Origin of the sequence: Halosimplex halobium (assembly GCF_051414055.1) — an archaeon.
Taxonomy (GTDB): domain Archaea; phylum Halobacteriota; class Halobacteria; order Halobacteriales; family Haloarculaceae; genus Halosimplex; species Halosimplex halobium.
Genome location: NZ_JBLKNX010000017.1, coordinates 45,323 through 70,744, shown reverse-complemented (window position 1 = coordinate 70,744; position 25,422 = coordinate 45,323). Strand labels below are relative to the sequence as shown.

Annotated in this window: 24 protein-coding genes; 3 read left to right on the top strand and 21 right to left on the bottom strand. The window is 70.0% G+C overall.

Going from position 1 to position 25,422, the window contains the following annotated elements:
• Nucleotides 1-113 precede the first annotated feature (113 nt).
• A complete protein-coding gene (locus ACMGFG_RS17700; protein ID WP_436931646.1) occupies nt 114-830 on the top strand; it encodes a class I SAM-dependent methyltransferase in 717 nt (238 codons plus the stop codon).
• Here the strand turns inward: ACMGFG_RS17700 and ACMGFG_RS17695 are convergent.
• From ACMGFG_RS17695 to ACMGFG_RS17670, 6 genes are all read right to left on the bottom strand, one after another.
• Entirely contained in the window at nt 825-2,312 is a 1,488-nt protein-coding gene (locus ACMGFG_RS17695) for a hypothetical protein (RefSeq protein WP_436931645.1), read from the bottom strand. The genes ACMGFG_RS17700 and ACMGFG_RS17695 overlap by 6 nt on opposite strands.
• 110 nt (nt 2,313-2,422) lie before the next feature.
• Entirely contained in the window at nt 2,423-3,925 is a 1,503-nt protein-coding gene (locus ACMGFG_RS17690) for a TrkH family potassium uptake protein (RefSeq protein WP_436931644.1), read from the bottom strand.
• Nucleotides 3,926-3,932: 7 nt separating this feature from the next.
• Nucleotides 3,933-5,264, bottom strand: a complete 1,332-nt coding sequence (gene trkA, locus ACMGFG_RS17685) for a Trk system potassium transporter TrkA (RefSeq protein WP_436931643.1) — start codon at nt 5,262-5,264, stop codon at nt 3,933-3,935.
• A gap of 168 nt (nt 5,265-5,432) precedes the next feature.
• A complete protein-coding gene (locus ACMGFG_RS17680) occupies nt 5,433-6,629 on the bottom strand; it encodes a cation:proton antiporter (RefSeq protein ID WP_436931642.1) in 1,197 nt (398 codons plus the stop codon).
• Complete coding sequence (locus tag ACMGFG_RS17675) at nt 6,626-7,108, bottom strand: cation:proton antiporter regulatory subunit (protein WP_436931641.1); 483 nt, start codon at nt 7,106-7,108, stop codon at nt 6,626-6,628. Before ACMGFG_RS17675 ends, ACMGFG_RS17680 begins: the two co-directional genes overlap by 4 nt.
• Nucleotides 7,109-7,155: 47 nt before the next feature.
• Nucleotides 7,156-8,703 (bottom strand): TrkH family potassium uptake protein, encoded by a 1,548-nt coding sequence (locus ACMGFG_RS17670; RefSeq protein ID WP_436931640.1) that lies wholly within the window; start codon nt 8,701-8,703, stop codon nt 7,156-7,158.
• 270 nt (nt 8,704-8,973) lie between these two features.
• On the opposite strand from ACMGFG_RS17670, the gene ACMGFG_RS17665 reads away from it, so the two are divergent.
• Both ACMGFG_RS17665 and ACMGFG_RS17660 read left to right on the top strand, forming a co-directional pair.
• Entirely contained in the window at nt 8,974-9,486 is a 513-nt protein-coding gene (locus ACMGFG_RS17665) for a universal stress protein (RefSeq protein ID WP_436931639.1), read from the top strand.
• Nucleotides 9,479-11,722 (top strand): amino acid permease, encoded by a 2,244-nt coding sequence (locus ACMGFG_RS17660; RefSeq protein WP_436931638.1) that lies wholly within the window; start codon nt 9,479-9,481, stop codon nt 11,720-11,722. The genes ACMGFG_RS17665 and ACMGFG_RS17660 overlap by 8 nt, the downstream gene beginning before the upstream one ends.
• Here the strand turns inward: ACMGFG_RS17660 and ACMGFG_RS17655 are convergent.
• From ACMGFG_RS17655 to ACMGFG_RS17585, 15 genes are all read right to left on the bottom strand, one after another.
• Entirely contained in the window at nt 11,716-12,651 is a 936-nt protein-coding gene (locus ACMGFG_RS17655; protein WP_436931637.1) for a DNA adenine methylase, read from the bottom strand. The genes ACMGFG_RS17660 and ACMGFG_RS17655 overlap by 7 nt on opposite strands.
• Nucleotides 12,652-12,758: 107 nt before the next feature.
• Nucleotides 12,759-13,259 (bottom strand): DUF7529 family protein, encoded by a 501-nt coding sequence (locus ACMGFG_RS17650; RefSeq protein ID WP_436931636.1) that lies wholly within the window; start codon nt 13,257-13,259, stop codon nt 12,759-12,761.
• 74 nt (nt 13,260-13,333) lie between these two features.
• Nucleotides 13,334-14,662: an ABC transporter ATP-binding protein gene (locus ACMGFG_RS17645; RefSeq protein WP_436931635.1), complete on the bottom strand. Its 1,329-nt coding sequence runs from the start codon at nt 14,660-14,662 to the stop codon at nt 13,334-13,336.
• Entirely contained in the window at nt 14,655-15,902 is a 1,248-nt protein-coding gene (locus ACMGFG_RS17640) for an ABC transporter ATP-binding protein (protein WP_436931634.1), read from the bottom strand. The genes ACMGFG_RS17645 and ACMGFG_RS17640 overlap by 8 nt, the downstream gene beginning before the upstream one ends.
• Nucleotides 15,902-17,032: an ABC transporter permease gene (locus ACMGFG_RS17635; protein WP_436931633.1), complete on the bottom strand. Its 1,131-nt coding sequence runs from the start codon at nt 17,030-17,032 to the stop codon at nt 15,902-15,904. The genes ACMGFG_RS17640 and ACMGFG_RS17635 overlap by 1 nt, the downstream gene beginning before the upstream one ends.
• The gene (locus ACMGFG_RS17630) at nt 17,032-18,054 is read right to left on the bottom strand and encodes an ABC transporter permease (protein WP_436931632.1); all 1,023 of its coding nucleotides are present in this window, start codon (nt 18,052-18,054) and stop codon (nt 17,032-17,034) included. Before ACMGFG_RS17630 ends, ACMGFG_RS17635 begins: the two co-directional genes overlap by 1 nt.
• Before the next feature lie 52 nt (nt 18,055-18,106).
• Complete coding sequence (locus ACMGFG_RS17625) at nt 18,107-19,795, bottom strand: ABC transporter substrate-binding protein (RefSeq protein WP_436931631.1); 1,689 nt, start codon at nt 19,793-19,795, stop codon at nt 18,107-18,109.
• 178 nt (nt 19,796-19,973) lie between these two features.
• A complete protein-coding gene (gene secY / locus ACMGFG_RS17620) occupies nt 19,974-21,458 on the bottom strand; it encodes a preprotein translocase subunit SecY (RefSeq protein ID WP_436931630.1) in 1,485 nt (494 codons plus the stop codon).
• 2 nt (nt 21,459-21,460) lie between these two features.
• Nucleotides 21,461-21,958, bottom strand: a complete 498-nt coding sequence (locus ACMGFG_RS17615; protein ID WP_436931629.1) for an uL15m family ribosomal protein — start codon at nt 21,956-21,958, stop codon at nt 21,461-21,463.
• On the bottom strand, nt 21,955-22,419 hold the full coding sequence (locus ACMGFG_RS17610; RefSeq protein ID WP_436931628.1) for a 50S ribosomal protein L30: 465 nt from the start codon (nt 22,417-22,419) through the stop codon (nt 21,955-21,957). The genes ACMGFG_RS17615 and ACMGFG_RS17610 overlap by 4 nt, the downstream gene beginning before the upstream one ends.
• Complete coding sequence (locus tag ACMGFG_RS17605) at nt 22,419-23,051, bottom strand: 30S ribosomal protein S5 (protein ID WP_135363708.1); 633 nt, start codon at nt 23,049-23,051, stop codon at nt 22,419-22,421. The genes ACMGFG_RS17610 and ACMGFG_RS17605 overlap by 1 nt, the downstream gene beginning before the upstream one ends.
• A complete protein-coding gene (locus ACMGFG_RS17600) occupies nt 23,048-23,608 on the bottom strand; it encodes a 50S ribosomal protein L18 (protein ID WP_436931627.1) in 561 nt (186 codons plus the stop codon). The genes ACMGFG_RS17605 and ACMGFG_RS17600 overlap by 4 nt, the downstream gene beginning before the upstream one ends.
• Nucleotides 23,608-24,045, bottom strand: a complete 438-nt coding sequence (locus ACMGFG_RS17595) for a 50S ribosomal protein L19e (RefSeq protein ID WP_436931626.1) — start codon at nt 24,043-24,045, stop codon at nt 23,608-23,610. Before ACMGFG_RS17595 ends, ACMGFG_RS17600 begins: the two co-directional genes overlap by 1 nt.
• Entirely contained in the window at nt 24,038-24,886 is an 849-nt protein-coding gene (locus ACMGFG_RS17590; RefSeq protein WP_436931625.1) for a 50S ribosomal protein L32e, read from the bottom strand. The genes ACMGFG_RS17595 and ACMGFG_RS17590 overlap by 8 nt, the downstream gene beginning before the upstream one ends.
• Nucleotides 24,886-25,422, bottom strand: coding sequence for a 50S ribosomal protein L6 (locus ACMGFG_RS17585; RefSeq protein ID WP_436931624.1), 537 nt, complete (start codon nt 25,420-25,422; stop codon nt 24,886-24,888). The genes ACMGFG_RS17590 and ACMGFG_RS17585 overlap by 1 nt, the downstream gene beginning before the upstream one ends.

The following is a 25,422-nucleotide window of genomic DNA, read 5'->3' as shown; positions in this document are numbered from 1 at the left end:
CAACCGCGCGCCGTCGATTCGGGGCGGCCGCCCCCGCCGCGTCGATGCGAGACGGCGCCCTCCGGCCGACCTGTCGGTAGACTTACCACCCCGCCGCGCGGACGCCGACCCGTATGGACGAACGCGTCCGGCGGACGGTCGAGACCTACGAACGCGTCGCCGACAGCTACGAGGACATCCACGGCGACCGCTCGGTCGTCGCGGACATCGTCGAGCAGTTCGTGACCACGGTCGGCCGGACGGACGGCGACACCGGGACGGCGGACGCCGAGTCCGGGAGCGGCGTCGACGCGGCGGACGCCGGCGGGAGCGACTCCACGGGCCCGCCGCGGGTGCTCGACGTGGGGTGTGGCCCGGGCTGGGAGTCGACGGCCTTCGCCGAGGCCGGGTTCGACACCGTCCCGTTCGACCTGACACGGTCGTTCCTCGACCAGGCCCGCGAGCGCGTCCCGGACGCGACGCCCGTCCGCGGGGACATGCGCGAGCTTCCCTTCGCCGACGGTAGCTTCGACGGCCTGTGGGCCTGCGCGTCGCTGTTGCACGTCCCCGAGCGCGAAGTCCCCGGGACCCTCGCCGAGTTCGAACGGGCCCTCGCTGCCGGCGGCGTCACGCTCGTCTCGCTGAAGGCCGCCGGCGGTGCGGGTGAAGGTGTCGACAACAGTCCCTACGACGACGACCGCCGTCACTTCGAACGCTACGACCCCGGTCGCGTCCGCGACCTGTTCGCGGACGCGGGTTTCGAGGTGGTCTCGGTCGAGACGGACGACGGGGACGGCACGGGCGCCGAGGACGCGTGGGTGGCCGTGACCGCGCGGGCGGGGGAGTCATAGCCAGCCGACCAGCGGCGCGACCAGCAGGGTGACCCACAGCAGGGTTCCGGCGGCGACGAGCAGGTTGACCGTCTCGGTCGACGACCGGTGGCTGACCGACCCCGCGGCGAGCAGACCGATCGCGACGACGACGCCGACCCGGTGGAGCACCACGTCCAGCGACAGCACCGTGACGCCGAGCGCCCGGTAGTCGACGACGATCGCCGCCCCGACGCCGAGGGCCGCGACCGAGAAACTCCTGACCGGGTCGAGGTCCCGGCCGAACGCGTGGGCGACGGCGGGGAGCCCCAGCGCCAGGACCGGGTACAGCGCGGCGGCGATGACCTCCGGCCTGGTGCCGGGGAAGCGGGTCTCGAGCGCGATCCCGCCGAAGCGGACGAACAGGTAGCAGCCGAACAGCGCCGCGAACAGCAGGGCGTACGAGAGCCCGCGGACGACGAGCAGAGCGCCCTCGCGGTCGAGCCACCCGCGGGCGAGCAGGCCGGAGACGGCCGCCCGCTTCGCTGCCCCGACGGGCCCCGCGCTCGTCCGCAGCGACCGGTCGAACTCGTGGGGGGGCGGTCGAGTGCCGGCCGTCGCGGTGCGCCGCCCGAGGAGCGCCGTCGCGTCGCGGCCGGCGACCAGCCCCGCCGCGGCGAGGCCCGACCCGATACGCCCGACGCCGAGCAGGCCGACGAAGTCGACGACCGTCGCCCAGCCGTCCGAGCCCAGCGCCCGGCGGTTCCCGAGGTACATCCGCCAGACGGTCTCGACCGACGGCTCGCCCATGAACTCCCGTTCCAGCCGGTCGCGCGTCGCGTCGGTCGCGTGGACGGTGTGGCGCAGGCGGAACCAGTCCCAGTGGTCGCTGTGGGCCTGGACGGCGACCCACTCGTCGGACTCGAAGGGCGACTCGTAGATCCGGAGGTGGTCGCGGGCGCCGAAGTAGGTGCCGTCGTGCAGCTGGTAGGCCTCGTCGATCCACCGCCCGCCGACGGTGCGGTCGCCGTGGCCGGTGTACGGCGCCGCGCGGTAGGGCCGGCGCGTCTCGTTGGGGCCCGGCTCGGTCAGCGCGTAGTTGTGGACGTAGAGATACCGGGTCGCGCCCTGCGCCGAGGCCCACTCGACGACGGTGCCGTTCGCTCCGGCCGCGGCCGCGGACTCCCCCGCGGTCGTCGGCCCCACGTCCTGCCACTCGGCAGTCGTCTCGTTCCAGGTGGCGCCGCCTCGCTCGGTCAGGAAGTACCGGACGGTCTCGGCGTCCGCGTAGACCACGAGGTTGATCGCGAGGGTCCGCCCGCTCGCGGATTTGCGGGTGCTCGTGTACGGCCAGAAGACGTTCTCTCCCGGCCGCGGTTCGACCAGTTTCGCCGGCGTCGTCCCGACCCCGGAGTCGTCCGGCCCCGTCGCCGAGAGGGCGAGCGACCCCGCGCCCGCGACGAGCACCACGGCGACGAGCAGGCCGAGCGCGACCGAGGTCGACGGTGGCCACGGCTGCTCCACGCGCGCCGTATGCGGTCGACGCTAATACGCGTTCCGGGGGTCGTGCGGGCGACCGCCCGCTCGCCGACGCCCGTCGGTCCGCCGACGCAACGACCGCCAGTTCACCGAGGTCACGACCGCCAGAACGCCGGCGTCAACAGGACGAGCACGGGAATTATCTCGATGCGCCCGACCCACATCAGCACGATGAAGGCGACCTTCGTCGTCGCCGGGAACCCCGCGTAGTCCCCGTAGGGGCCGGCCGCCCCGAAGGCGGGGCCGATGTTGAGGAAGGTCGCCGCCGCCGCTCCCATCGCGTCGAACTCGCCGATCCCGAGCCCGACCCTCGCGGCGTCGGTGACGACGAACACCGTCAGGAGCACGAAGACGATGCCGCTCAGCAGGACGTAGGCGTACACGTCGCGGACGACGTCCTCGTCGACGACCTGTCCGGACAGCCGCACCGGCCGGATCGCGTCGGGATGGATCTCCCGGAACAGGTCCCGGTGGAACGACTTCACGACGACCAGCCACCGCAGCGTCTTGATCGAACACGTCGTGCTCCCGGCCATCCCGCCGGAGAACATCGCGAGGAAGAGCATGTGCTTGGCCGCCGGCGACCAGCCGTTGAAGTCGACCGTCGCGTACCCCGTCGTCGTCAGGATCGACACGACCTGGAACAGCGAGTGGCGGGCTACCCGCTCGACCCGGGTGAACTCCCCGGAGGCGACCAGGAAGCCCGCGGTCAGCCCCGTCAGCCCGAGCACCACCGCGAGGTAGAAGCGGAACTCGTCGCTGTCGACCAGTCGCGAGGGGTTCCCCCGCGTCAGGTGGTACAGCAGCACGAAGTTCGTCGCGCCGAGGAACATGAAGGGGATCGTCGCCCACTGGACCGCCGGCGAGAACGCGCCCAGGCTCTCGGCCCGCGGCGAGAACCCGGCCGTCGAGACGGCGGTGAACGCGTGGGTCACCGCGTCGTAGAGCGTCACCTCCGGCCCGAGGCCGACCGCGCCGATGGCCAGCCACGTCGCGACCATCAGGCCGGTCAGCCCGGCGTAGAGCCACCCGAGCAGGCGTGCCGTCTCCTCGATCGACGGCGTGAGCTTGTTCACGTCCCGGGTCTGGGACTCGGTCTCCATGAGCTGGGCGCCACCGATCGACAGCTGCGAGAGGACCGCGACCGCGATCACGAGGATGCCGAGCCCGCCCATCCACTGCAGCAGCGCCCGCCAGAGGTGGACCGCGCGGCTGTGGGCGCCGAAGTCCCGGACGACAGTCGCGCCCGTGGTCGTGACGCCGCTGGTCGACTCGAACAGCGCGTTGACGGGGCTCGCGAGCGTCCCCTCGCCGGCGATCAGGAACGGGACCGCGCCGACGACGGCGATCGCCAGCCACGTCAGCGCGACCATCAGGAACCCCTCGCGGATGCCGAGGTCGTCCCGGCCGAGCCGTTCGAGCGCGATCCCGGCGGCCAGCGTCAGGACCGCGGTGGCCAGGAAGGGGACGAGCGGCTCGCGGTACCACAGCGCGACCAGCGCCGTCCCGACCAGCGGCGCCGTCAACGCCTTCAGGACGGTCCCGACGAGGCTCAGGCTGGTGGCCCAGTCGACCCTGAGTTCGCCGACGACCCTCATCGCGCGCTCACAGCTTCTCGGTCACTTCGTCGAGCACCGCGGTGTCGACGAAGACGATCACGTGGTCGCCCTCCCGGACGACCGTGTCACCGCGCGGCGTGATGTGCTCGTCGCCGCGGGTGATCGCGCCGATGACGACGCCCTCGGGGATGTCGGCGGCCGACTCGCGGATCGACCGGTCGACGAGGACGCTGTCGGGGTCGACCTCCAGTTCGAGCACCTCGGCCTTGTCGCCCTCGATGATCGAGACGTTCTCCGCGCGGCGGGCGCGGGTGAACCGGGTGATCTCCTCGGCGGTCGCCTTCCGGGGGCTGACGGCCACGTCGACGCCGACGGCCTCGAACAGCTCGGTGAAATCGCCCGTGTTGACGACGGTGATCGCCCGGTCGGTCCCCTTCCGCTTGGCGAGTAGCGTCGCGAGCAGGTTCTGCTGGTCGTTGGTCAGCGCGGCGACGATCACGTCGGCCTTCCCGACGTTCTCCCGTTCGAGCAGCTCCTGGTCGGTCGCGTCGCTGTTCAGCACGGTGGTGTTCGGGAGCTGCTCGGCGAGCCAGCGGGCCCGGTCCTCGTCCTGTTCGATCAGCCGCGGGGAGAAGCCCCGCTCCTCGAGCAGTCGTGCGGTCTGGTAGCCGATCTCGCCGCCCCCGACGATGACGATGTCCTCCGGCCCCCGCTCCCGGGGGGCGATCTCGGAGCTGAACGCGCGGATGCTGTCGGGGCTGCCGATGGCGACGACCTCGTCGCCGGCCTGCAGCCGGGTGTCCCCGCGGGGGATCACCACGTCGTCGTCGCGGATGATGGCGGCGAAGGTCAGCGAGTCGAAGCGGTCGGCCTCCGCGACGGTCTGGTCGGCGACCGGGCTCTCGGCGGGGATCTCGAACTCCGTCATCTGGACGAGCCCGTCGGCGAACGTGTCCACGTCCTGGGCGGTCGGCAGACCCGCCAGCCCGACGATGGCCTCCGCGGTGAGCAGGTCCGAACAGACCATGAAGTCGACGCCGAAGGCGCCACGGGCCCGCTCCCAGGCGGTGAGGTACTTGGGGTTCTTGACGCGGGCGATGGTGAACGCGTCGCTGACGACGTTCGCGGCGCCGCAGGCGACGATGTTCGTCTCGTCGTCGTCGGTGCTGGCGATGAACAGGTCGGCGTCGGCGACCCCCGCCTCCTCGAGCGTGGCGATGTCGCTCCCGTCGCCCTCGATCGGCAGTACGTCCAGCGAGTAGGTCAGCGACTCGACGCGGTCGGTGTCGATGTCGACGACGACCACGTCGTGGGACTGGGCGAGGCTCTCGGCGATCGTCGAGCCGACCTCGCCGGCGCCGACGATGACTACGCGCATCTGCTGCCCTCCGCGTGCATGCCCCCGGCTTTTCGCGGCGCGCGTAAGTGGATTTCCCTCGGTCGCGGGGGTTCCCGGGGCGAGAGTTTCCTCGGGGGTGGGTCCCCGGGACGAGTGTCTCCCCCGGAGACGGTGCCGACTGACGAGCAGCACGTCGTGACGACCGACTCAGTCCCCCGCCGGGACGAACGGTACCAGGCGGTCGGTCACCCGGTCGGCGTGCTGGATGAGGACCGTCCCGACCACGCTCATCACGAGGACGTACCCGACGGCGAACGGCGGGACCACCTCGCGGACCGGCCCCGAGGCGGACAGCGCCAGCGCCGCGATGACCAGCGAGAACTCGCCCCGCGGGACCAGCCCGATCCCCGTCCGCAGCGACCGCAGCGGCGAGAGGTCGTACAGCCGGCCGGAGACGGTCCCGCTGACGAGCTTGCTCGCCGTCGACAGGACGACCGCGGCCGCCAGCAACCCCGCGACCGACGGGAGCACCGTCACGTCGATTGTCAGCCCGATCGAGAAGAAGAAGAAGGCCGCGAACAGGTCCCGGACGGCCACGACGTGGTGTTCGATCCGGTCGACGTGCCCCGTCTGGCTGAAGCCGGCGCCGACGAAGAAGGCGGCGACCGCCTCGCTCAGCCCCAGTGTCAGCGCCGCGCCCGCGACGAGCGTCGTCGTCGCGAGCACGCCCAGCACGAACAGCTCGTCGGACTCGAGCGCGAACGCGCGGTCGAGGACCGCCGTCCCGCCCCAGGCGGCGACCGCCAGGACCGCGAGGAAGGCGAAGGCGACGCCCACGTCCCGCGCGACCGTCGCCACGTCGCCGCCCCCGGCCACCAGCGCCGCCAGGACGGCCAGGTAGCCCGCGATGAACAGGTCCTCGTAGACGAGCGTCCCGAGGATCGGCCCGCTCTCGGGGTTGGCGATCCACCCCTGCTCGATCAGCGACTTCGTGACGATGGCCGACGAGGAGATGTACACCACGCCCCCGACGAACAGCGTCGGCACGACGCCCAGCCCGAACGCCAGGCCGATAGCGAGCCCGACGCCCAGGTTCAGGGCGAGGTCGACGGTCCCGGCCGCCAGGATCCGCCGGCGGTCGGCCAGCAGCTGGTCGACGCTGAACTCCAGCCCCAAGAAGAAGAGCAGGAGGACGACGCCGAGTTCGGCCAGCACGTCGATGAACTCGGTCTCCGGGACGAGCGTGAGCGGGACGCCGAACAGCGACGTGGGCGCGTGGGGCCCGACGACGATCCCGGCCACGATGTAGGCGGGGATGACCGACAGCGACACCCGGTGGGCGAGGTAACCGGCGAGCGCGAGGGCTGCGAGGCCGATGCCCACCTCGACGAGCGCCGCGCTCATCCGTCCCCGATAAGGGCCTCGAACTCCGACTGCTCCGCGCGTGTGCCGAGCGTCACCAGGGTGTCACCGGCCTGGACCCGGGTGTCGGGCCCCGGGTTGGGGATCGTCTCCTCGCCGCGCTGGATCGCGATGATCGACGCGCCCGTCTGCTGTCTGACCGATGCCGTCTCCAGGGACACTCCCGCCAGGTCGGTCCCGTCGGGGACCTCGTGCCACTCGATGATCGCCTCGCCCAGCGGCACCGCCACCTCGTCGAGTTCGACCGGCTGGAAGTACGCCCCCTCCAGGATCGAGCCGAACTTGCGCGCCTGGTCGCCCGACAGCGTGAACAGCTGCTCGCTGTCGGCGTCCTCCTCGGGCCGGAGGTACACGTCGCGCTTGCCGTCGTGGTGGAGCACGACGACCAGCCGCCCCCCGCCGTCGATCTCCAGTTCGAACTTGCGGCCGACCCCGGGTACCTCCGTCTCGTAGACGGTCATGGCCCGACCTTGGCCCGGGACGGCATAAGTAGTGTCGGCGGTCGCACTCAGGACCGCCAGTATGCCGGCGTCAGGATGACGAGCACCGAGAGGATCTCCAGGCGGCCGATCCACATCAGGAAGACCATGTACAGCTTCGCGGGCGCCGAGAACAGCTCGAAGCTGTCCATCGGGCCGACCGCGCCGAAGCCCGGTCCGACGTTGCCCAGCGTCGCGATGGCGACGCTCATCGCCTCCAGCCCGGTCAGGTTCATCTCCTCGACGAACAGGCTGTCGACGTACAGCAGGACGGTCGAGACGACGAACAGCGTGAGGAAGATCATGATGAAGACGAACACGTCCCGGAGCGTCTCCTCGGGGACGGCCTCGTCGCCGACGTGGATCGGCTTGACCGCGTCGGGGTGGATCGACGTGAACAGCGACCGGTACATCGCCTTCCGGACGAGCACCCAGCGGACGATCTTGATCGAACCCGCTGCTGACCCGGCCGACCCCCCCAGGAAGAAGGCGAAGAGGAGCACCGTCTGGGCGACCGGGTGCCAGTGGTTGAAGTCCATGCTCGCGTACCCCGTCGTCGTCACGATGGCGACGACCTGGAACGTCGCCTGCCGCAGCGAGTTCTCCAGGTTGCCCGGGATGGGGTCGACGTTCGGTGCGGCCGAGGCGATCCCCAGCCCGGTGAACAGGAGGGCGGCGAGCGCGACGGTGACGCCGGCCATCAGCCCGAGGTACGACCGGAACTCGGCGTTCTCGGTCAGCCGGTCGACCCGGCCGTCGAGCGCGTACCAGAACAGCGCGAAGTTGGTCCCGGCGACGACCATGAACGGGACGAACGCCCACTGGACCGCCGGCGTGAACGCCTCGACGCTGCGCCCCTCCGGCGAGAACCCGCCAGTCGGCATCGTCGTCAGCGCGTGGGCGACGGCGTTGTACACCCCCATGTTCGGCGCGAGCCCGACGACGTTGAGCCCGTAGTAGACCAGCGCCGCTAGGACGGTGAACCCGACGTAGATCTTCCACAGCGCCCGGGCAGTCTCCTGAATGCGCGGCGTGAGCTTATCGATGGAGAGGCCGGGCGCCTCCTCGTTCATGATCTGGGCGCCGCCGACCGACAGCTCCGGAAGGATCGCGACCATCAACACGAGGATCCCCATTCCGCCGAGCCACTGGGAGAGCTGGCGCCACATCAGCAGCGCGTAGGAGTGGCGCTCGAAGGAGATCTCCCCCATGACCGTCGACCCGGTGGTCGTGAACCCGCTCATGCTCTCGAAGAGGGCGTTGACGGGGCCCGCGACCGTGCCGTTGCCGGCCACGAGGTAGGGGATCGTGCCGAGGACCGGGACGACGAGCCACGAGAGGCCCACCAGCAGGAACGCCTCGCGGTGGCCCAGGTCGGTCTCCTCGGAGAGCTGTTCGAGGCCCACGCCGACCGCGACCATCACGGCGCCCGTCGCGACGAACGGGAGCACGCTCTCGCCGTAGTAGACGGCGACGAACACCGGGAACAGGGGGGCGGCCGCCAGGTACTTGACGACAGTCCCGACCAGCGAGAGGCTGAGCCGATAGTCGACGTACCCTTCGTTGGCGACCGCCATTGGACAACTGTCACCGTCCCGGCGGTGGAAGATGTGTGTTTCGGAACCGGTATGCGGGGACCACCGGACGCGGGCCGGTCGCTGGACGCGGGCCGGTCGCTGGACAGGGATCTCGGTCCGTCCCGGTCGCCGCCGCTGGTAGCCGTCGGACAAAGTGGTTAAGTTGGGTCGCTCGTAGGGAACGACCATGGAACGGTTCGTCTCCCCCGGGACACGTCAGTCGACGGCAGGACCGGAACCGAGCTGCGACCGCGGGCGGGGACGGCAACGATGAGCGCCCTCCTCGACCGCGTCGTGCTCCCGGTCGCGAGCGACGACGACGCCAGGGCGACGGCCCGCGCGCTGGACGGCCACGAGTTCGGCTCGATACGGGCCGTCCACGTCGTCGAGAAGGCCGGCGGCGCCCCCGACAAGGCCGGCGTCGAACAGCGCGAGGAGGCCGCCGAGGAGGCGTTCGGCGTCCTCGAAGCGTACTTCGGCGACGGCGTCGACCTGGACACCGAGATCCGCTACGACACCGACGTGGCCGACGCCATCTTCGCGGCCGCCGACGATTACGGCGCCACCGCCATCGTCATCACGCCCCGCGGCGGCAGCCGGTGGGTCCAGCTGCTGACCGGCGACGTGGCGCTGTCGCTGGTGACCGAGACCGACCGGCCGGTCGTCGTGCTGCCGGACGTGGGCGACGGCGACGGGGCTACCGACGTGGCGTCACAGGGCAACGGGACCACCGACGTGGAGTCGCACGACGACGAGAATGCCGGAGGGTCCGACGGTGAGTGACGAGGAACTGGCCAAGGACCTGGGTCCGCTCGCGGCGCTGACGATCGGCGTCGGGACGATGATCGGCGCCGGGATCTTCGTCCTGCCGGGGATCGCCATCGAGGAGGCCGGCAGTTTCGCCGTGGCCGCGTTCGTCCTCGGCGGGGTCATCGCGCTGTTCACCGCGATGTCCGCGAGCGAACTCGGGACGGCGATGCCGAAATCCGGCGGCGCGTACTTCTACGTCAACCACGCGCTCGGACCCCTGTTCGGCTCGGTCGCCGGCTGGGCAAACTGGCTCGGCCTCGCCTTCGCCTCCGCGTTCTACATGTACGGGTTCGGCGACTACATGACCCAGATCATCGGGATCGAGGGCACCTACGGCGTCGGCCCCGTCCAGATCACCGCGATCAAGCTCATCGCGCTGGCCGGCGCGGCCTTCTTCACGCTGGTCAACTACGTCGGCGCCAAGGAGACCGGGCGGCTCCAGAACGTCATCGTCGTCGTCCTCGTCGCCATCCTCACCGTCTTCACCATCACCGGCTCGCTCCGGGCCGACCCGGCGAACCTGCCCGACCCCGCGGGCTACGGCCCCATGATGGCGACGACCGGCCTGATCTTCGTCTCCTATCTCGGGTTCGTCCAGATCACGAGCGTCGCCGAGGAGATCAAGAACCCCGGGAAGAACCTCCCGCGCGCCGTCATCGGGAGCGTCCTCATCGTGACGACCATCTACGCGCTCGTCCTGCTGATCATGAGCGCCGCCGTCCCGAAGGGGTTCGTCGCCCAGGTGTCCGCCCAGGGCGACACCGCCGTCGTCGAGGTCGGCCGCCAGATCCAGGGGACGATCATGGCCGGCGCCCTGCTGTTCGGCGGCCTGCTGGCGACCGCCTCCTCGGCCAACGCGAGCATCCTCGCCTCCTCGCGGATCAACTTCGCGATGGGCCGTGACAACATCGTCACGCCGAAGCTCAACGAGATCCACGACCGCTTCGCGACGCCGTACCGCTCGATCGGGATCACGGGGCTGCTCATCCTCGTCTTTATCGTCTCGGCGGACCTGGAGCTGCTCTCCTCGATCGGCTCGGCGCTGCACCTGATCATCTACGGCCTACTCAACATCGCGCTCATCGTCATGCGGACGGCCGACCCCGAGGAGTACCAGCCCGACTACACCGTCCCGCTGTACCCCCTCGTCCCGATCCTCGGGATGCTCTCGTCGTTCGCGCTCCTGTATTTCATCATCGGTCCCGCCAAGGTCGTCAGCGCCGTGCTCGTGGTCGGCGCGGCCCTCTGGTACGTCTTCTACGCCCGGACCCGGACCGAGAAACAGGGGATCCTCTCGCAGTACATCCTCGAACGCTCCGACGAGATGCCCGAGCCAGCCGTCTCCGCGGCGGCGGGCGTCGCGCCCGACGGCGGCGACTACCGCGTGATGGTCCCGCTCGCCAACCCCGAACACGAGGAGGACCTCATCACGCTCGCCAGCGCGCTGGCCAAGGCCAAGGGCGGGACGGTCGTCGCGACGCATATCGTCACCGTCCCCGACCAGACCTCGCTGGCGAGCGCGCGCGACCGGGCGGACGACCTCGACGCAACCTCGGGGCAGCTGCTCGACCACGCCCGCGAGAACGCCGAGACGTTCGGCGTCCCCGTCGAGACCCACACCATCCTCTCCCACCGCGGGTTCGAACAGATCTTCGACGCCGCGCGCACCCACGACGCCGACCAGGTCGTCATGGGCTGGGGCCCGGACGCCCACGGCTCGCCCGGCCGCGCCGAGTCCGCCTTCGACGAGATGGCCGGCGACCTCCCCGCCGACTTCCTCGTCCTCCGGGACCGCGGGCTCGACACCCAGCGGGTGCTCGTCCCGACCGCCGGCGGCCCGGACTCCGACCTCTCCGCGGAGATCGCCACCGTCCTCCGCCGGGAGTTCGACGCCGAGGTGACCCTGCTGTACGTCGCCGACGAGGGCGAGAGCGCCGCGGGCGCGGACTTCCTCGCCGGCTGGGCCGGCGACCACGACCTCGGCGACGCGAACATGCGCGTCGAGACCGGCGACGTCGAGACCGCGATCGAAGCGGCGGCCGACGACGCTACGCTCGTGATCCTCGGCGCCAGCGAACGAGGGCTACTCCAGCGGCTGATCGGCGGCTCCGTCGTCATGGACGTCGTCGAGGACGTGGACTGCTCGGTCCTGCTCGCCGAGAAGCGCACCGAGCGGTCGCTCCGCGAGCGCCTGTTCGGCGGTCAGTAGTCGTCCAGCGCTCGCTGGTCCGGCCCGCGCCGCTCGCTCTCCGGGACGTTCGTCGCCACGATCTCGTCGACCTCCCCCCGGGAATTCGCGTCGCTGTTGATCGCCCGGGTGGCGCCCTCCCGTTCGACGAAAAAGTCCGCCTCGGCGTAGCGGTCGTACGTGACGCCGCTGTTCGAGAGGACGACCCACACGTCCCGCTCGTCCAGTTCGACGGCCACCTCCAGCAGCCGCTCCTGGTCGGCGCGGTCGAAGCCCGCGGCGCTGTACTCCGCGAAGTCCGCGGTCGGACTCATCGGCTCGTAGGGCGGGTCGAAGTACACCAGGTCGCCGGGATCGGCCGCCTCCAGCACGTACGAGAAGTCGCCGTTGCGTAGCTCGGCCCCGTCGAGCGCCGCGGCGGCCGCGCGGACCCGGTCGGCCTGCACCCAGTCGGGGTCGGCGTAGCGGCCGATCGGGACGTTGAACCCGCCGTCGGCGTTCTCGCGGTAGAGCCCGTTGTAGCAGGTCCGATTCAGGTACAGCAACAGCGCTGCCTCCTCCAGACGGTCGTCGTCGCTCTCGGGCCACCCGTCGCCGTAGGCGCGCTCGTTGAACCGCGCCCGTTGCTGGTAGTAGTACTGCTCGACCTCGGCCCCGCGGCGCGTCTCCTCGGCGAACGGCAGGTCCGGATCCGGGTCGGCCTCGGGGTCGCGGAACTCGCGCAACCGGTCGATCAGCGCCTCCGGCCGGTCGCGTACCTGCTCGTAGAAGTTGACGAGTCGGGGGTTGGTGTCGTTGACCGTCGCTTCGGCGGGTTCGAGGTCGAAGAAGACCGCGCCGCCGCCGAGGAAGGGTTCGTGGTAGCGGTCGAACGATTCGGGGAAGCGGGCGTACAGCTCGTCGAGCAGCTGGCGCTTGCCCCCGGCCCACTTCAGTACCGGCTTCGCCATTCACCGGACGGTGGGCGGTTTCCGTCTTAAACCCAGCCATCGCGGGGGACAGCCGAACGGTCGGTCCGGCCAGCCCGCCCCGCCGTTCCGTCGGTCGACCGCCCCGTTCAGTCCCCGTCGGCGGGGAAGAACAGTTCCGGCTCCTCGTGACTGAACGTGACGTACTCCTCGGCGAGGTTCCGGACGTGCGTGTAGACGCGGCCCTCGCCGGCGGCGACCTCGCCCAGCCCCTCGACCGCGGCGTCGTCGTAGTAGAGCGGACAGCAGACCGCCCGCTCGTCGCCTTCGTCCTTGAGCACGACCAGCGCGAAGTGGATGCCGCTCTCGACGCGGTAGACGTCGTGTTCGTCGAACTCGCCGTCGTCGACCCACTCGCGCAGCCGCTCGAACTCGTCGTCGGGGACGAGCACGTCGAACCCCCAGCGCTCGCCGGTGACGGCCGTCACGTCGCCCGGGTGCAACTGGAGCGTCTCCCAGCCCGCGTCCTCGAACTCCGCGGCCGTGGCCTCCATGTCGCCGATCAGGTCCTCCCAGTGCTCGCGGACCGCGCTCGCCGCGCCCATCTCCGCGAACGCCGGCCCGCCCGCGGCGCCCTCGTCGTCGGTCATGCACGGGATTCCGGGCGGCCCCGCGGAAAAGGTGTCGTTCCGGCGGACCAGGATCGGGTCCTGTCGCGGGGCAGTCAGTCGTCGTCTCCCGTCGCCGCTTCGCCCCCGGACCGCTCCGCGGCCGCGTCGATGGGGTCGGAGTCCCAGTAGGGGTGGTCGTCGACCAGCCGGAAACACGCCGCCCGCTGGCCGGCCGTGTCGCCGTCGTAGTCGTCGGGTGTCTCCTCGCGGCAGGCCTCCCGGGCGTGCGGACAGCGGGTGTGGAACCGACAGCCCGCCGGCGGGTCCCGCGGCGAGGGCACGTCACCTTTCAGCGGGTCGACCCGGCGGCCCTGCTCGCTGGTGTCGGCCCGCGGGACGCTCTCCAGCAGCGCCCGCGTGTAGGGGTGCTGGGGGTCCTCGAAGATGGCGTCGACCGGGCCGCGCTCGACGATCTCGCCGAGGTACATCACCGCGACGCGGTCGGAGATGTGGCGGACGACGCTCAGGTCGTGGGCGATGAACAGGTAGGTCAGCCCGAATTCGTCCTGCAGGTCGTCGAGCAGGTTGAGGATCTGCGCCTGGACGCTCACGTCCAGCGCGCTCACGGGTTCGTCGAGCACGAGGAAGTCCGGTTCCAGCGCCAGCGCCCGGGCGATGCCGAGCCGCTGGCGCTGCCCGCCGGAGAACTCGTGGGGGTAGCGGTCGACCTGGTCGGCCGAGAGCCCGACCCGCTCCAGCAGTTCCTTCGCCCGGTCGCGGCGGATCTCGTCGATCGACCGATCGACGCGCACTTCCACGACGACCCGACTATCGCTGTCGGTACCGTCGCTGACGACCGCCGCCGAGAGGTCCTCGGCGACGGTCGCCGACAGCTCCCCGCCGCGGCGCCGGACCGTCACGTGGACGGTGGCGACCCCGTCCTCGGCGGGGACCACGCGGTCGACGTCGTCGGCCACGCGGACCTCGACGCGGTCGGCGTCGACGCCGTCGACGGTCACGTCGGCTTCGGTCCGCACGTCGGGGTCGGTCGCGGGCAGCCCGTGGATCACGAGCGGTTCGGTGACGATGGCGCCGGCGGTCTGGCGCGGGTCGAGACTGGAGAACGGGTCCTGGAACACCACGCCCGCCCGCCGGCGGAACGCCGCCATGTCGTCGCGGTCGAACACCGACTCGCCGTCGAAGCGCACGTCGCCGGCGGTCGGGTCCTGTAGCGCGAGTAGCGTCTCGCCGGTCGTCGACTTGCCACACCCCGACTCGCCGACCAGCCCGAGCGTCTCGCCCTCGGCGACCTCGAAGCTCACGCCGTCGACCGCCTTGACGCTCCGGCTCTCGGCGCCGAGCAGCCGGTCGACCAGCGAGTCGTCGGCCGCGAAGTGCTTCTTCAGCCCCTCGACCTCGACCAGCGGGCGGCCCTCACTCACGGCGCTCACCCCCGCCGGACCCGTCGGCGGCCGTCCGTTCGGTCCCGTCTTCCTCGAAGAACCCGTCGGGGAGCGCGGTCGCCTCGCTGTACTCGCGCTCGGCGAGGACGCACTTCGCGCCGTGCTCGCCGCCGAGGTCGAACTCCGGCGGCTTCTCCAGGCAGTGCTCCATCGCCTTCGGGCAGCGGTCGGCGAAGTAACACCGGTCGTCCATCTCCTCGTCGCGCAGGCTCGGCACCGACCCCTCGATGGGCTGCAACCGCGGCGCCGGGTCGGCCAGGTCGGGGATCGACCCGACGAGCCCCTCCGTGTATGGGTGGACCGACTCCTCGAAGATGTCCTCGAGCGTCCCGCGTTCGACGACCTCGCCGGCGTACATGACGCAGACCCGGTCGCTCATCCGCGCGATAACGCCCAGGTCGTGGGTGATGAGCACGACGCTCATGTCCCGTTCGGCCTGGATCTCACGGAGGAGTTCGAGGATCTGCGCCTGGATGGTCACGTCCAGCGCCGTCGTCGGCTCGTCGGCGACGAGCAGGTCGGGTTCGCCGGCCAGCGCCTGGGCGATCATCGCCCGCTGGAGCATCCCGCCGGAGAACTCGTGGGGGTACTCCTCGGCCCGCTCGGCGGGGTCGGGGATGCCGACCTGCTCCAGCAGTTCGACCGCGCGGTCGTGGCTCTCCGGGTCGGTGTAGTCGCGGCCGGGGACGACCCCGTCCAGCAGGTACGACCCGAGCCCGTAGCCCTGCGTGCGCGAGCGGGTCGACCGCGGCCGGGCGCTCGCCCGGCGCTGGACCTCCACCGCCTCGGCGATCTGTTCGCCCACCGTCAGCGACGGGTTGAAACTGCTCATCGGGTCCTGGAAGATCATGCTGAAATCGGGCCCCCGCAGCGACCGCCGGACCCGCTCGGGCAACTCCCGCAGGTCGACCATCTCGCCGTCGGCCGCGTCGGGGAACTCATCGGCCAGCTCGGGGTCGCGATACCGGATCTCCCCCTCGGTCACCCGCCCCGGCGACTCGACGAGGTCGACCAGCGACAGCGCCGTGACGGACTTGCCCGAGCCCGACTCGCCGACGATGCCCAGTATCTCGCCCTCGCGCACGTCGAAGTCGACCGACTCGACGGCGTTGACCTGCCCCCGTTCCGTGAAGAAGCGGGTCGACAGGTCCCGGACCTGCAGGAGGTCGCGGGGGTCGGAACCGGCGTCGACATCGGCGTCAGTATCGGCGTCGTCCATCAGACGCCACCCCCTTCACCCTCGATGCCGGGGTCCAGCGCGTCGCGGAACCAGTCGCCGATCAGGTTGATGCCGATGACCGTGACGACGATAGCCAGCCCCGGCATCGCGGCGATCCACCACGCGGTCGTCTGGTACTGCCGACCCTGTGAGATGTCGAAGCCCCACGAGAGGGTCGTCCCGGAGAACCCCAGGAACGAGAGGGCGCTCTCCAGCAGGATGATCGCCGCAACCTGGATCGTCGCCAGCACGAGGATCGGCGTGAGGCTGTTGGGCAGGACGTGCTTGCGGATGACGAACAGGTCGGTGGCGCCCAGCGACTCCGCGGCGGTGACGTACTCCTCCTCGCGGACCGCTAACGCCTCGCCGCGGGCGACGCGGGCGAACCACACCCAGTTGACCAGTCCGACCACGACGATGACGGTCCCGGGGAGCGTGAACGTCTCCGGCATCCCGGTCGGGTAGGTCAGCCCGCCGGGTAGCGATATCGCCCCTCGTATCAGCGGTGCGATCCCGGTCACGACGAACGGGTCCGGGACGGCGACGCTCGCCTCGCCCCACAGCCCCACGAGGGCGATGGCGAGCACGAGCGACGGGAACGCGAGGCTCACGTCGGCGACCCGCATCAGCAGGTCGTCGACCCGACCGCTGTAGTACCCCGAGGCCAGCCCGGTCGGCACCCCCAGCAGCATCGCGAGTGTGGTTCCAAGTAGGCCAACCAGCAGCGACGTGCGCGCCCCGTAGATCACCCGCGAGAGCATGTCGCGACCGAGCCCGTCGGTCCCCAGCGGGTGGGCGGTCGTCGCGTTCACCCGCACGGTCTCGTTGGTGATCTGCAGGCTCCCGTTGACCATCTCCTGGCCGGTCTGGGTCTCGGTGCGGCTGAACCCCAGCGGCGGCTGTTGCTCGTTGTCGAGGTCCTGGTTCGTCGGGTTCCACGGGGCGACCAGCGGCGCGAACACCGCCAGCGCGACCATCAGCGTGACCAGCGCGATCCCGAGCTTCGCCAGGAAACTGCGGTCGAACTCCCGGCGGAGGTTGCGCCGTGTCCGCGGCGACACAGACGACCGCAGCGCCGAGACGATCCGGCGGGGGTCGAGATATTCGAGTAGCGTGTCGAGTCGTCCCATCAGTCCATCACCTGCGGATTGAGCGTCGCGTACAGCGCGTCGACGACGATGTTCACGACCACGAAGCCGAAGCCGATGACCACCAGACAGCCCTGGATGAGCGGCCAGTCGCGGTTGCCGATAGCGTCGATGACCAGCGTCCCCAGTCCCGGCCAGTCGAAGACGGCCTCGGTGATCACCGCGCCACCGACCAGCGTCCCGAGCTGGAGGCCGACGACGGTGATCACGGGGATGAGCGTGTTCCGCAGCGCGTGGCGGTACCGCACCAGGGTCTCGGGCAGCCCCTTCGCCCGCGCCGCGCGGACGTAGCCCTGCCCGAGTTCGTCGAGCATCCCCGAGCGGGTCAGCCGGGTGATCAGCGCCGTGAAGTACGTCCCCAGGGTGATCGCCGGCAACGTGATGTAGGCCAGCCACGACCGCAGGTCCGCGAGGAACCCGGAGACGTTCAGCGGGGCAGCGAACCCCTGCTCGGGGCCGGCGATCACCACGAGGTTCCCGAGGGCGTCGAGCAGCCCGACCGGGCGCGTGCTCGTCGGGAACACGTTGAACTGCACGGCGAAGACGATGACGAGCATCACGCCCAGCCAGAAGTTCGGCGTCGAGATGCCGACCAGCGAGAACAGCGTCGCCCCGTAGTCGGCCGGGCCGTGGCGGTGGGTCGCGCTGACCACGCCCAGCGGGATCGAGAGCACGACGGCCACGAAGGTCGCCGCGAGCGCTAGCTCCAGCGTCGCCGGCACCTTCGCGAACACGCGCGGCCGCACGGGCGTCCGCGACCGGTAGGAGTACCCCATGTCGCCGGTCATGAGATCCGCGACGTAGTCGACGTACTGGACGTACAGCGGCCTGTTCAGCCCCAGGTTCTCGGCGATCCGGCGGCGAGTGGCCTGGCTGGCGTCCAGCGGCGCGATGAAATCAACCGGGCTCCCCGGCGTCACGTACCGCAGCAGGAAGACGACGGTCACCACGCCCAGCACGACCGCCAGTCCCTGCAGCGCCCGCCGCGCCAGGAACCGACCCATCGACGCCACGCTATCGCCCCCGCTCCAGTGCGTGCGCCCGCGTCGACGACATTTAGCTGTCGGTCCCTGACTCCCCGCCGCCCATGCTCTGGGCCTCGTTGATCAGCTCGTCGACTCGTTCGTTCTTGTAGGAGGTCAGCGCCCCGTCGGAGGTCAAAAGCGGGATGATCGTCTGGCTCGCGTCGAAGGTGGCGTTACCCCAGCCGATGAGGTAGAACGCCGGGCCCGTCGAGATGTCGCCGTCGAGCAGCACTTCCGCCAGGTTCCCGAAGTCACGCTGGTTGACCGACGCGGAGACGTTCTCCAGGTCGTCGATGTAGCCGACGACCGCCTGGGCGATCTCCAGGTCCTTCAGGTACCGGCCGTTGGGCGTGTGCAACTCGATCTCCGCGCCGGCGTAGCCGCTCTCCTCGACGAGCCGCTCGGCCTCCTCGGGGTCGTGCGGATAGGGGTCCAGCTCCGAGTTGTACCCGGTAAAGCCCTCCAGCGTCGGCTGGCTGGTCCCGTCGCCGAACCCCGAGAGGACGTTCTCGACGATCCCCTCCAGGTCGATGGCGTAGTTCATCGCCCGCCGGAACTCGGCGGAGTCGAACGGTTCCCGGTTGTAGATCATCGCGTTGTAGATGATCCGGGTGCTCGGGACCGCGCTGATCTCCGCGTTGTCCGCCTGGTCGACCTGGCTGATATTCTGGGGCGGGACGTTGACGATCACGTCCGTCTCGTCGCTGAGCAGCTGGTTGACCCGCGTGCTCGCCTCGCTCGCCGCGGTGATCACCAGCTCGTCCGCCGGCGCCTCGTCCTTCCAGTAGTCGCCGTACGACTCGAAGGTGACCGACACGTCCTGCTCGTAGTTGGCCAGCTGGAACGGGCCCGTCCCGTCCATGTGCGTGTTGATGTACGCCGTGTCGTGGGACTCGACCCACGACTTGTTCATCACGTCGCAGTAGGTCGCGAACAGCGCGAACACGATCGGGTTGATCCCGTCGGACTCGACGATGACCGCGCTGTCTCCGTCCGCGGGTTCGGCCCCCGTGACCCCGGCCAGCTGGTCGGACTGCGGGCTGTCCAGCCCGCCCACATCCGGGTCGACGATCCGGTTGATCGAGAAGGCCACGTCCTCCTTGGTCAGCGAGTCGCCGCTGTGGAAGGAGACGCCCGAGCGGAGTTCGAACCGCACCCGCCCGGGTTCGAGCCGCTCGTAGCCCGTCGCCAGCTCCTCGATGACCCGGCCCTCGCGGTCCCGCGAGAGCAGCCCCTCGTAGGCCTGCAGGACGATGTTGTCCGTCGGCGTCTCGCGGTGGTCGTGAGGGTCCAGCCCCGAGTCCATCGCCGACTGGGTGATCTGCACCGAGCCCGTATCGCCCGTCGGCTCGATGGCGTACCCGTCGATGCGCTCGTCGCGGCGGGCCTCCCAGTCCACGTCCGTCGACTTGCCGTAGACGGAGTACTGGCGGTTCAGGAAGATCCACGGCGCCTCCTCGTGGAGCAGGCGGTTGGCCCGTTCGAGGTAGCCGACCCGCGTCTCCGGCTCCGGCAGCGGCGTCCCCGTCTCGGTCGCGGTGTCGCCGCCGTCCATCCCGTCGCCGCCATTACCGCCGTCGCCGCCGTCTCCATCTCCGCCGTCACCGCCGTCACCCTCGGTCGGCGTCTCCTCGCCGCCCGAACAGCCCGCCACCGCGGCCGTCCCCGCAGCGGTCCCGGCCAGCTTCAAGAAATTCCGTCTGTCGATATCACGTGCCATGTTTCCCTCCGTGGCTTGGGACACACTAATAAGCTGTGACGATATCGGGGCCCACGAACGGACACCCGAGCGGCGACCGCCCTCTCCCGTCGTGGTCGCCCCTTCCGCCGCGACCGATGCCGTCGCTGTCCGGTATCGAGCGTCGAAAGAATGCGGTCGGACCGGACGTTCGGCGGAGTTAGCCGAACATCTGGCGCATCATGGGATGCATCTCCATGAGCTGCTCCTCGGCGATCTCCTCGTAGATCTTGTAGGTGATAGACACCGTCAGCAGCAGCCCCGTCCCGGAGACTTCACCGATGGTCCCCATCATGTTGGCGAGCACGGCCAGCAGGCCGACCAGCGCGCCGCCGATGACGGTTACCTGCGGGATGTACCGCTCCAGCACCTTCTCGATGACGCTGGTGTTGCGGCGGAAGCCGGGGATCTCCATCCCGGAGTTGTGGATCTGCTGGGCGGTCGCCTCCGGGCCCATGTCGGTGGTCTCGACCCAGAAGATGGCGAAGATGGCGCCGCCGACGACCATGAACGTCAGGTCGACGCCGACGCGCAGGGCGATCTGCCAGGGGGCGTTGGTCGTCTGACCGAGCCACCACATCCACTGGCTCGGGTTCCGGACGGGGGCCATGTAGTAGAACAGGCCGCCGACCGGGTTGGCGACGCCGCCCGCCGACTCCTGGTAGGTGCCCAGCCACGCGGGGAGGCTCCCCAGCTGGGCGTGGAGGATCCGGCCCAGGAACTGGATGTTGGCCTGCAGCGCGCGGACGAGGATCATCGGCAGGACGCTCGCGTAGATGAGCTTCACCGGGAAGCGACCGCGGGCGCCCTTGACCCGGGTGTTCGACAGCGGGATCTCCACGCGGACGCTCTCGGCGTAGACGACGACCACGAAGATGAGCACCGTCGTGATCATCGCGAGGATGTCACCCTGACCGAAGATGAGCGTCTGGAGTCCGCTCCCGAGGAGCGGCCCGACATCGGCGCTCCCGGTGACAACCCCGATCCAGTACGGGATGAGACCGATCTCGTTGGGGTTGCCGATGAAGCTCGTCGAGACGAGCCCGCCGATCAGTCGCTGGCTGACGCCGGCGATGATGAACAGGCCGATCCCGGAGCCGACGCCCCACTTGGAGATGACCTCGTCCATGTAGAGGATGAGGACACCGCCGACGAAGATCTGGGCGAACAGCAGCCACTGCACGCCGAACGCCCCGCCGGGGAACGACTGGGCCAGCGCCTCGCTGGCCGGCAGGAACCCGCCCGCGAACACCATCGGCAGGCCGGTCAGGCAGATCATCACGAGCACCAGGAACTTCTGGAGCCCCTGGTAGAGCACCTGGTCCCGGGGGTTGTTCTGCGTGTCGAGGCCGAGCAGGTCGGCACCGCCGAGCAGCTGCAACACGATGCTCGCAGTGACGATGGGTCCGATGCCCAGCTGCATGATCGTGCCCTGTCCGCCCGCGAGGATCGACCGGAACTGGCCGAAGACGTCCTGGCCCTGGCCGGTCCCGAGGCCGAACAGGAAGACGTTCGTCAGGAAGAAGTACAGCACCAGCACGCCGGCCGTCCAGCCCAGCTTCCGCTTGAAGGGGACGTGGCCGTCCGGTCGCTGGACGGTGGGCATGCGGGTGAGTACCGGTTCGGCGGTGTCCTTCCAGCCCATGGTTATGAGTCGTCTTGCTCGTCGGGTGTATCCTTGTCGGTTTCCTCGGCGCGGGCCTGCCCGGCCTCGGTCAGCTCGACCGAGCCGCCCGCGTCCTCGACCTTCTCGACCGCGCCGTCGGAGAAGGCGTCGGCGACCAGGTGCAGCTCGTTGCGCACCTGACCAGCGCCGAGCACCTTCACCACGTCGACCTCGTAGCCGTCTTCGACGACGTCACGCGCGTCGATGGCGTAGCCGTCGCCCGTTTCGTCGGCGACGCCCTCGGCCGCCAGCAGCGCGGCGTCCTCGTCGAGCTCGCGGACGTCGACCTCCGCGACCTCGTCCTGGACGTCGTCGGGTCGTTCGAACCCGTGTTTGTCCCACGGGCCGTGGTTGTGCATTTCGTGTTTGCGGCTCCCGGCGTTGCCCCGGCCGCCGCGGTGGCCGGCGCCGCGGCGGTTCTTGTGGGAGCCGCCGCCGTGCGTGCGGGAGCCGCGCTGTCGTTTCTTCTTGGATGTCATCGCATCGCCTCCAGGAGGTCGTCGATGGCCTCGGTGTCGTGCTTGCCGAGCTCGCCGCCCTCCTTGGTGGGGTGTTTGATGCCGTCGTGGCCGCCGCGGGGCGGGTGCAGGCGCAGCGTCGGCGCCAGCCCCTGCTCGCGCAGCGTCGTCTCCTCGTCGACCAGCGCCTCGGCGAGCTCCTCGACGCTCATGTAGTCGGTGTTGGCGACGACCCACGAGTCGTCGATGTCGGCGTCGCCCTCCAGCGGCTCGCCGCGCCGCTCGAGCAGCAGCTCGACCGTCTCGACGCTGGGTTCGCCGTAGGCCACGTAGTCGTTGACCTTCGTGACCATGCCCTCGTAGGTGTCCGTCTCCGGGACGAACGCGGCGTGGTTCACGTTGTGGATGTTCAGCATCTCCAGCGTGTCCCGTACGTCCTGGTTCATGTTCACTTCGCCGCGGAGCTGGACGAGCGCTTGCATCACTCGATCACCTCGCGCTTCTCCCAGGTCTCCTGGGGGACGCGGGCCTCGGCGGTGTTCTGGAGCGCGTTGAACGTCGCCTTCGCGAAGTTGACCGTCGTGCGGGTGTTGCCCGACGAGCGCGTCCAGATGTCCTCGATGCCCGCGAGTTCGAGCACGTGGCGGACGGTCTCTCCGCCCGCGAGCCCGAGCCCGCGCGGGGCGGGCTGGAGTTCGACCTCGACGCTGCCGGCCTTGCCGGTCGTCCGGAGCGCGACGGTGTGGGGGCGCCCACAGCCACACTCCCAGGACCCGCAGCCCCGCGAGACGTCGATGAGGTTCAGCTTCGCCACCTCGATGGCCTTCTGGATGGCGCCGCCGACCTGGTCGTCGCGGCCCTCCGCGTAGCCGACGAGGCCGTCGCGGTTGCCCACGACGACCACGCAGCGGAACTTCACGCGTCGGCCCGAGTCGGTCATGCGCTGGACCATGTTGATGTCCAGCACCTCGTCTTCCAGCCCTGGGACGAGCTGGTCGACGATCTCCGGTTCCTTGAGCGGCAGGCCGGAGTTGAGGGCGTCCTGCATCGAGTCGATCTCGCCCTCGGCGACCGCGTGGCCGAGCCGTGTGCGAGGCTCCCAGCCGTTACTCATAGTTCATCCGCCTCCAGCAGTTGTTCTCGCATGTCGTCGAAGTGCTCCGGTAGGTCCGTTGCGTCGAAGTCCCCGCCGTACAGCCCGTCGTCGAGCTGCTCGGCGTACTCGGCGATGTGCTCGCCGCGCGTGCGCGACCAGTCCGCGAGTACGCTGTCGTTGTGGGGAACGTCGAGTCCCGCGTCGATTGCACCTTCCTGTACCGCGAATACTTTGCTACCCGGCGTCGGGGAGTTGAGGCCGATGTCGAGGACGGCCTCGTCGAGGCCGGCCTCCTTCGCGCGCAGCCCCGCGAGGACGCCGGTCAGGTAGGCCGCGGGCATGTTGCCCGTCGGCGCCTCCCAGCCGTACTCCTCGAGGTCGCTCGAGTGCGCGCTCGCGACCGTCTCGTCGCCGCTCGGTCCGGTGGTGATCAGCTGCGCCGTGACGTGCCGGTTGCTCTTTCGAGCGACCAGGCGCGGTTTGCCGGATTTCAGCAGGCGCAACCTCTGATGGTAGTCCGTTCGGGCCTCGCGGCGACGCCGCATCGGCACCGTGTAGCGTGGTCCTGTCGCCATTAGTTGTCCTCCAGTGTTCGTTCGATGTCCGCGACGCTGTCGAACTCCCCGCCGCTCGCGCGGTCGTAGAGTTCGCGGTAGCGAGACTTCGAGATCTCGCCGGAATCGCGCAGCTCGCGGAGCTTCTCGCGCTGTGCGCGGATCTGCGATTCCCACTTGTCCTTCTCGTTCTCTCGGCCGCCCGCGGTCCCCTTCCGGGACCCCTGTCCCTTCTGGTGACCGTAGGCGCGTTTCTCCTGTCGCTCGCGGGCGCGACCGCGGGAGTTGCCCTTCGGCGCCTCCGCGCGGATCGCTCCCTCGTCGACGAGCTCGCGGATGTCCTCGCGCGTGATGGCGTCCGCGAGTTCGCCCTGGCGTTCCGGATCGAGCCAGACCTTGTTCTCGCCGACGTCCAGCACGTCGGCCGCCATTCGCTTCTGTGCGCTCAGGTCAGTCATCGACTTCGACCTCCTCGTAGGTGGGGTTGAGGACCTTGATCTGCCGGTCCTCGGCCTCGTCTTCGATGCGCTCGCGCTTGCGACCGCCGACCTTCGAGGCGATGCGGACGGCCTGGGTGTCGCCGTCCACGTCCTCGAGGTCGTCGACGTTGTGGACGCGGACCTCCTCGAAGCCCGAGGGGTGCAGGCCGCGCACCGCTTTCGGCGTGCGGAAGCCCGCCTGGACGGTGTCGCCCTTGCCCTTGATGCCGATCCGCTGTTTCGAGAGCGTCCCGCGGGGCTTGCGCCACGACTTCGAGACGCGCTTTTTCTTGTGGTGGTCCTGGCGGTTGAACTTCGGCATGCTCTTCGACCGCCGCTCGTCGAGCAGCCGCTCGGTGTTCTCGTCGATGTCCGGCTCGAAGTCGACCTCGATGCGCGGGCGCATCTCCGTCTCGACGTCCTCGGCCGGCTCCTCTTCCTCGGCTTCCTCGGTCTCTTCCTCCTCGACCTCGGCCTCGGTCTCCTCGGCGACCTCGAGGCCGCCGACGTCGGCCTTGATGCGGGCCGCCAGTGCGTTGCCCACCACGTCGGCGAGCTCTTCCTGGCTGGCAGCGCGCACGTCGTCGACCGTCTCGTAGCCGGCGTCTTCGAGGTCGGAGGCCCGCGAGGGCCCGACGCCGCTGATGTCCTCGAGCTCCTCGAACTCCTCGTCGTCCTCGGCGTCCTCGACGAGGTCCTCCTCGTCTTCGGCCGGCTCGGGCTCGTCGAGCTCCTCGTCGGCGGCCTCCTTCTGCGGGAGGCCCTCCTCGTCGGCGTTGGCTTCGTCGCCGGGGTCGTTGTCTGGTGTCTCGTCTGCCATCAGGCGTCACCTCGTGTGGGCTTGTTCGTGATGTAGACCCCGTCCTGGAAGACGCGAACGTCCTTGTCCGTGACGCGGGTCAGCTGTTCGATGTCCGCCGCCGTCTGGCCGACGGCTTCCACGTCGGGGCCGGACAGCGTGATCGTCTCCTCGGAGACGGACACGTCGGTGTCCCCGTGGATATCGGTGCGGCGCGGGGCGCGCTCCCCGAGGAAGTTCTCGATGACGACCTCGTCGCCCTCGACGTCGACCTGCATCGGGAAGTGGGAGTAGAAGACCTCCATCTCGTACTCCCAGCCCTCGGTCACGCCGTGGAACATGTTCCGAACGTGGCTCTCGAAGGTCCCCAGCGTCGACATCGTCCTGGCGTCGTCCTCGTCGCTCTCGATGACGACGGCGTCGCCGTCGACCGAGACCGACACGTCGGGGTACCAGAGCCGTCGGGTCACGCTCCCGTTCGGACCCTCGACTGTGAGTTCGAGATGGTCCATCTCGGCGCTCGCCTCGTCTGGAATCTGTAGTTCTGTGCGTGGCAT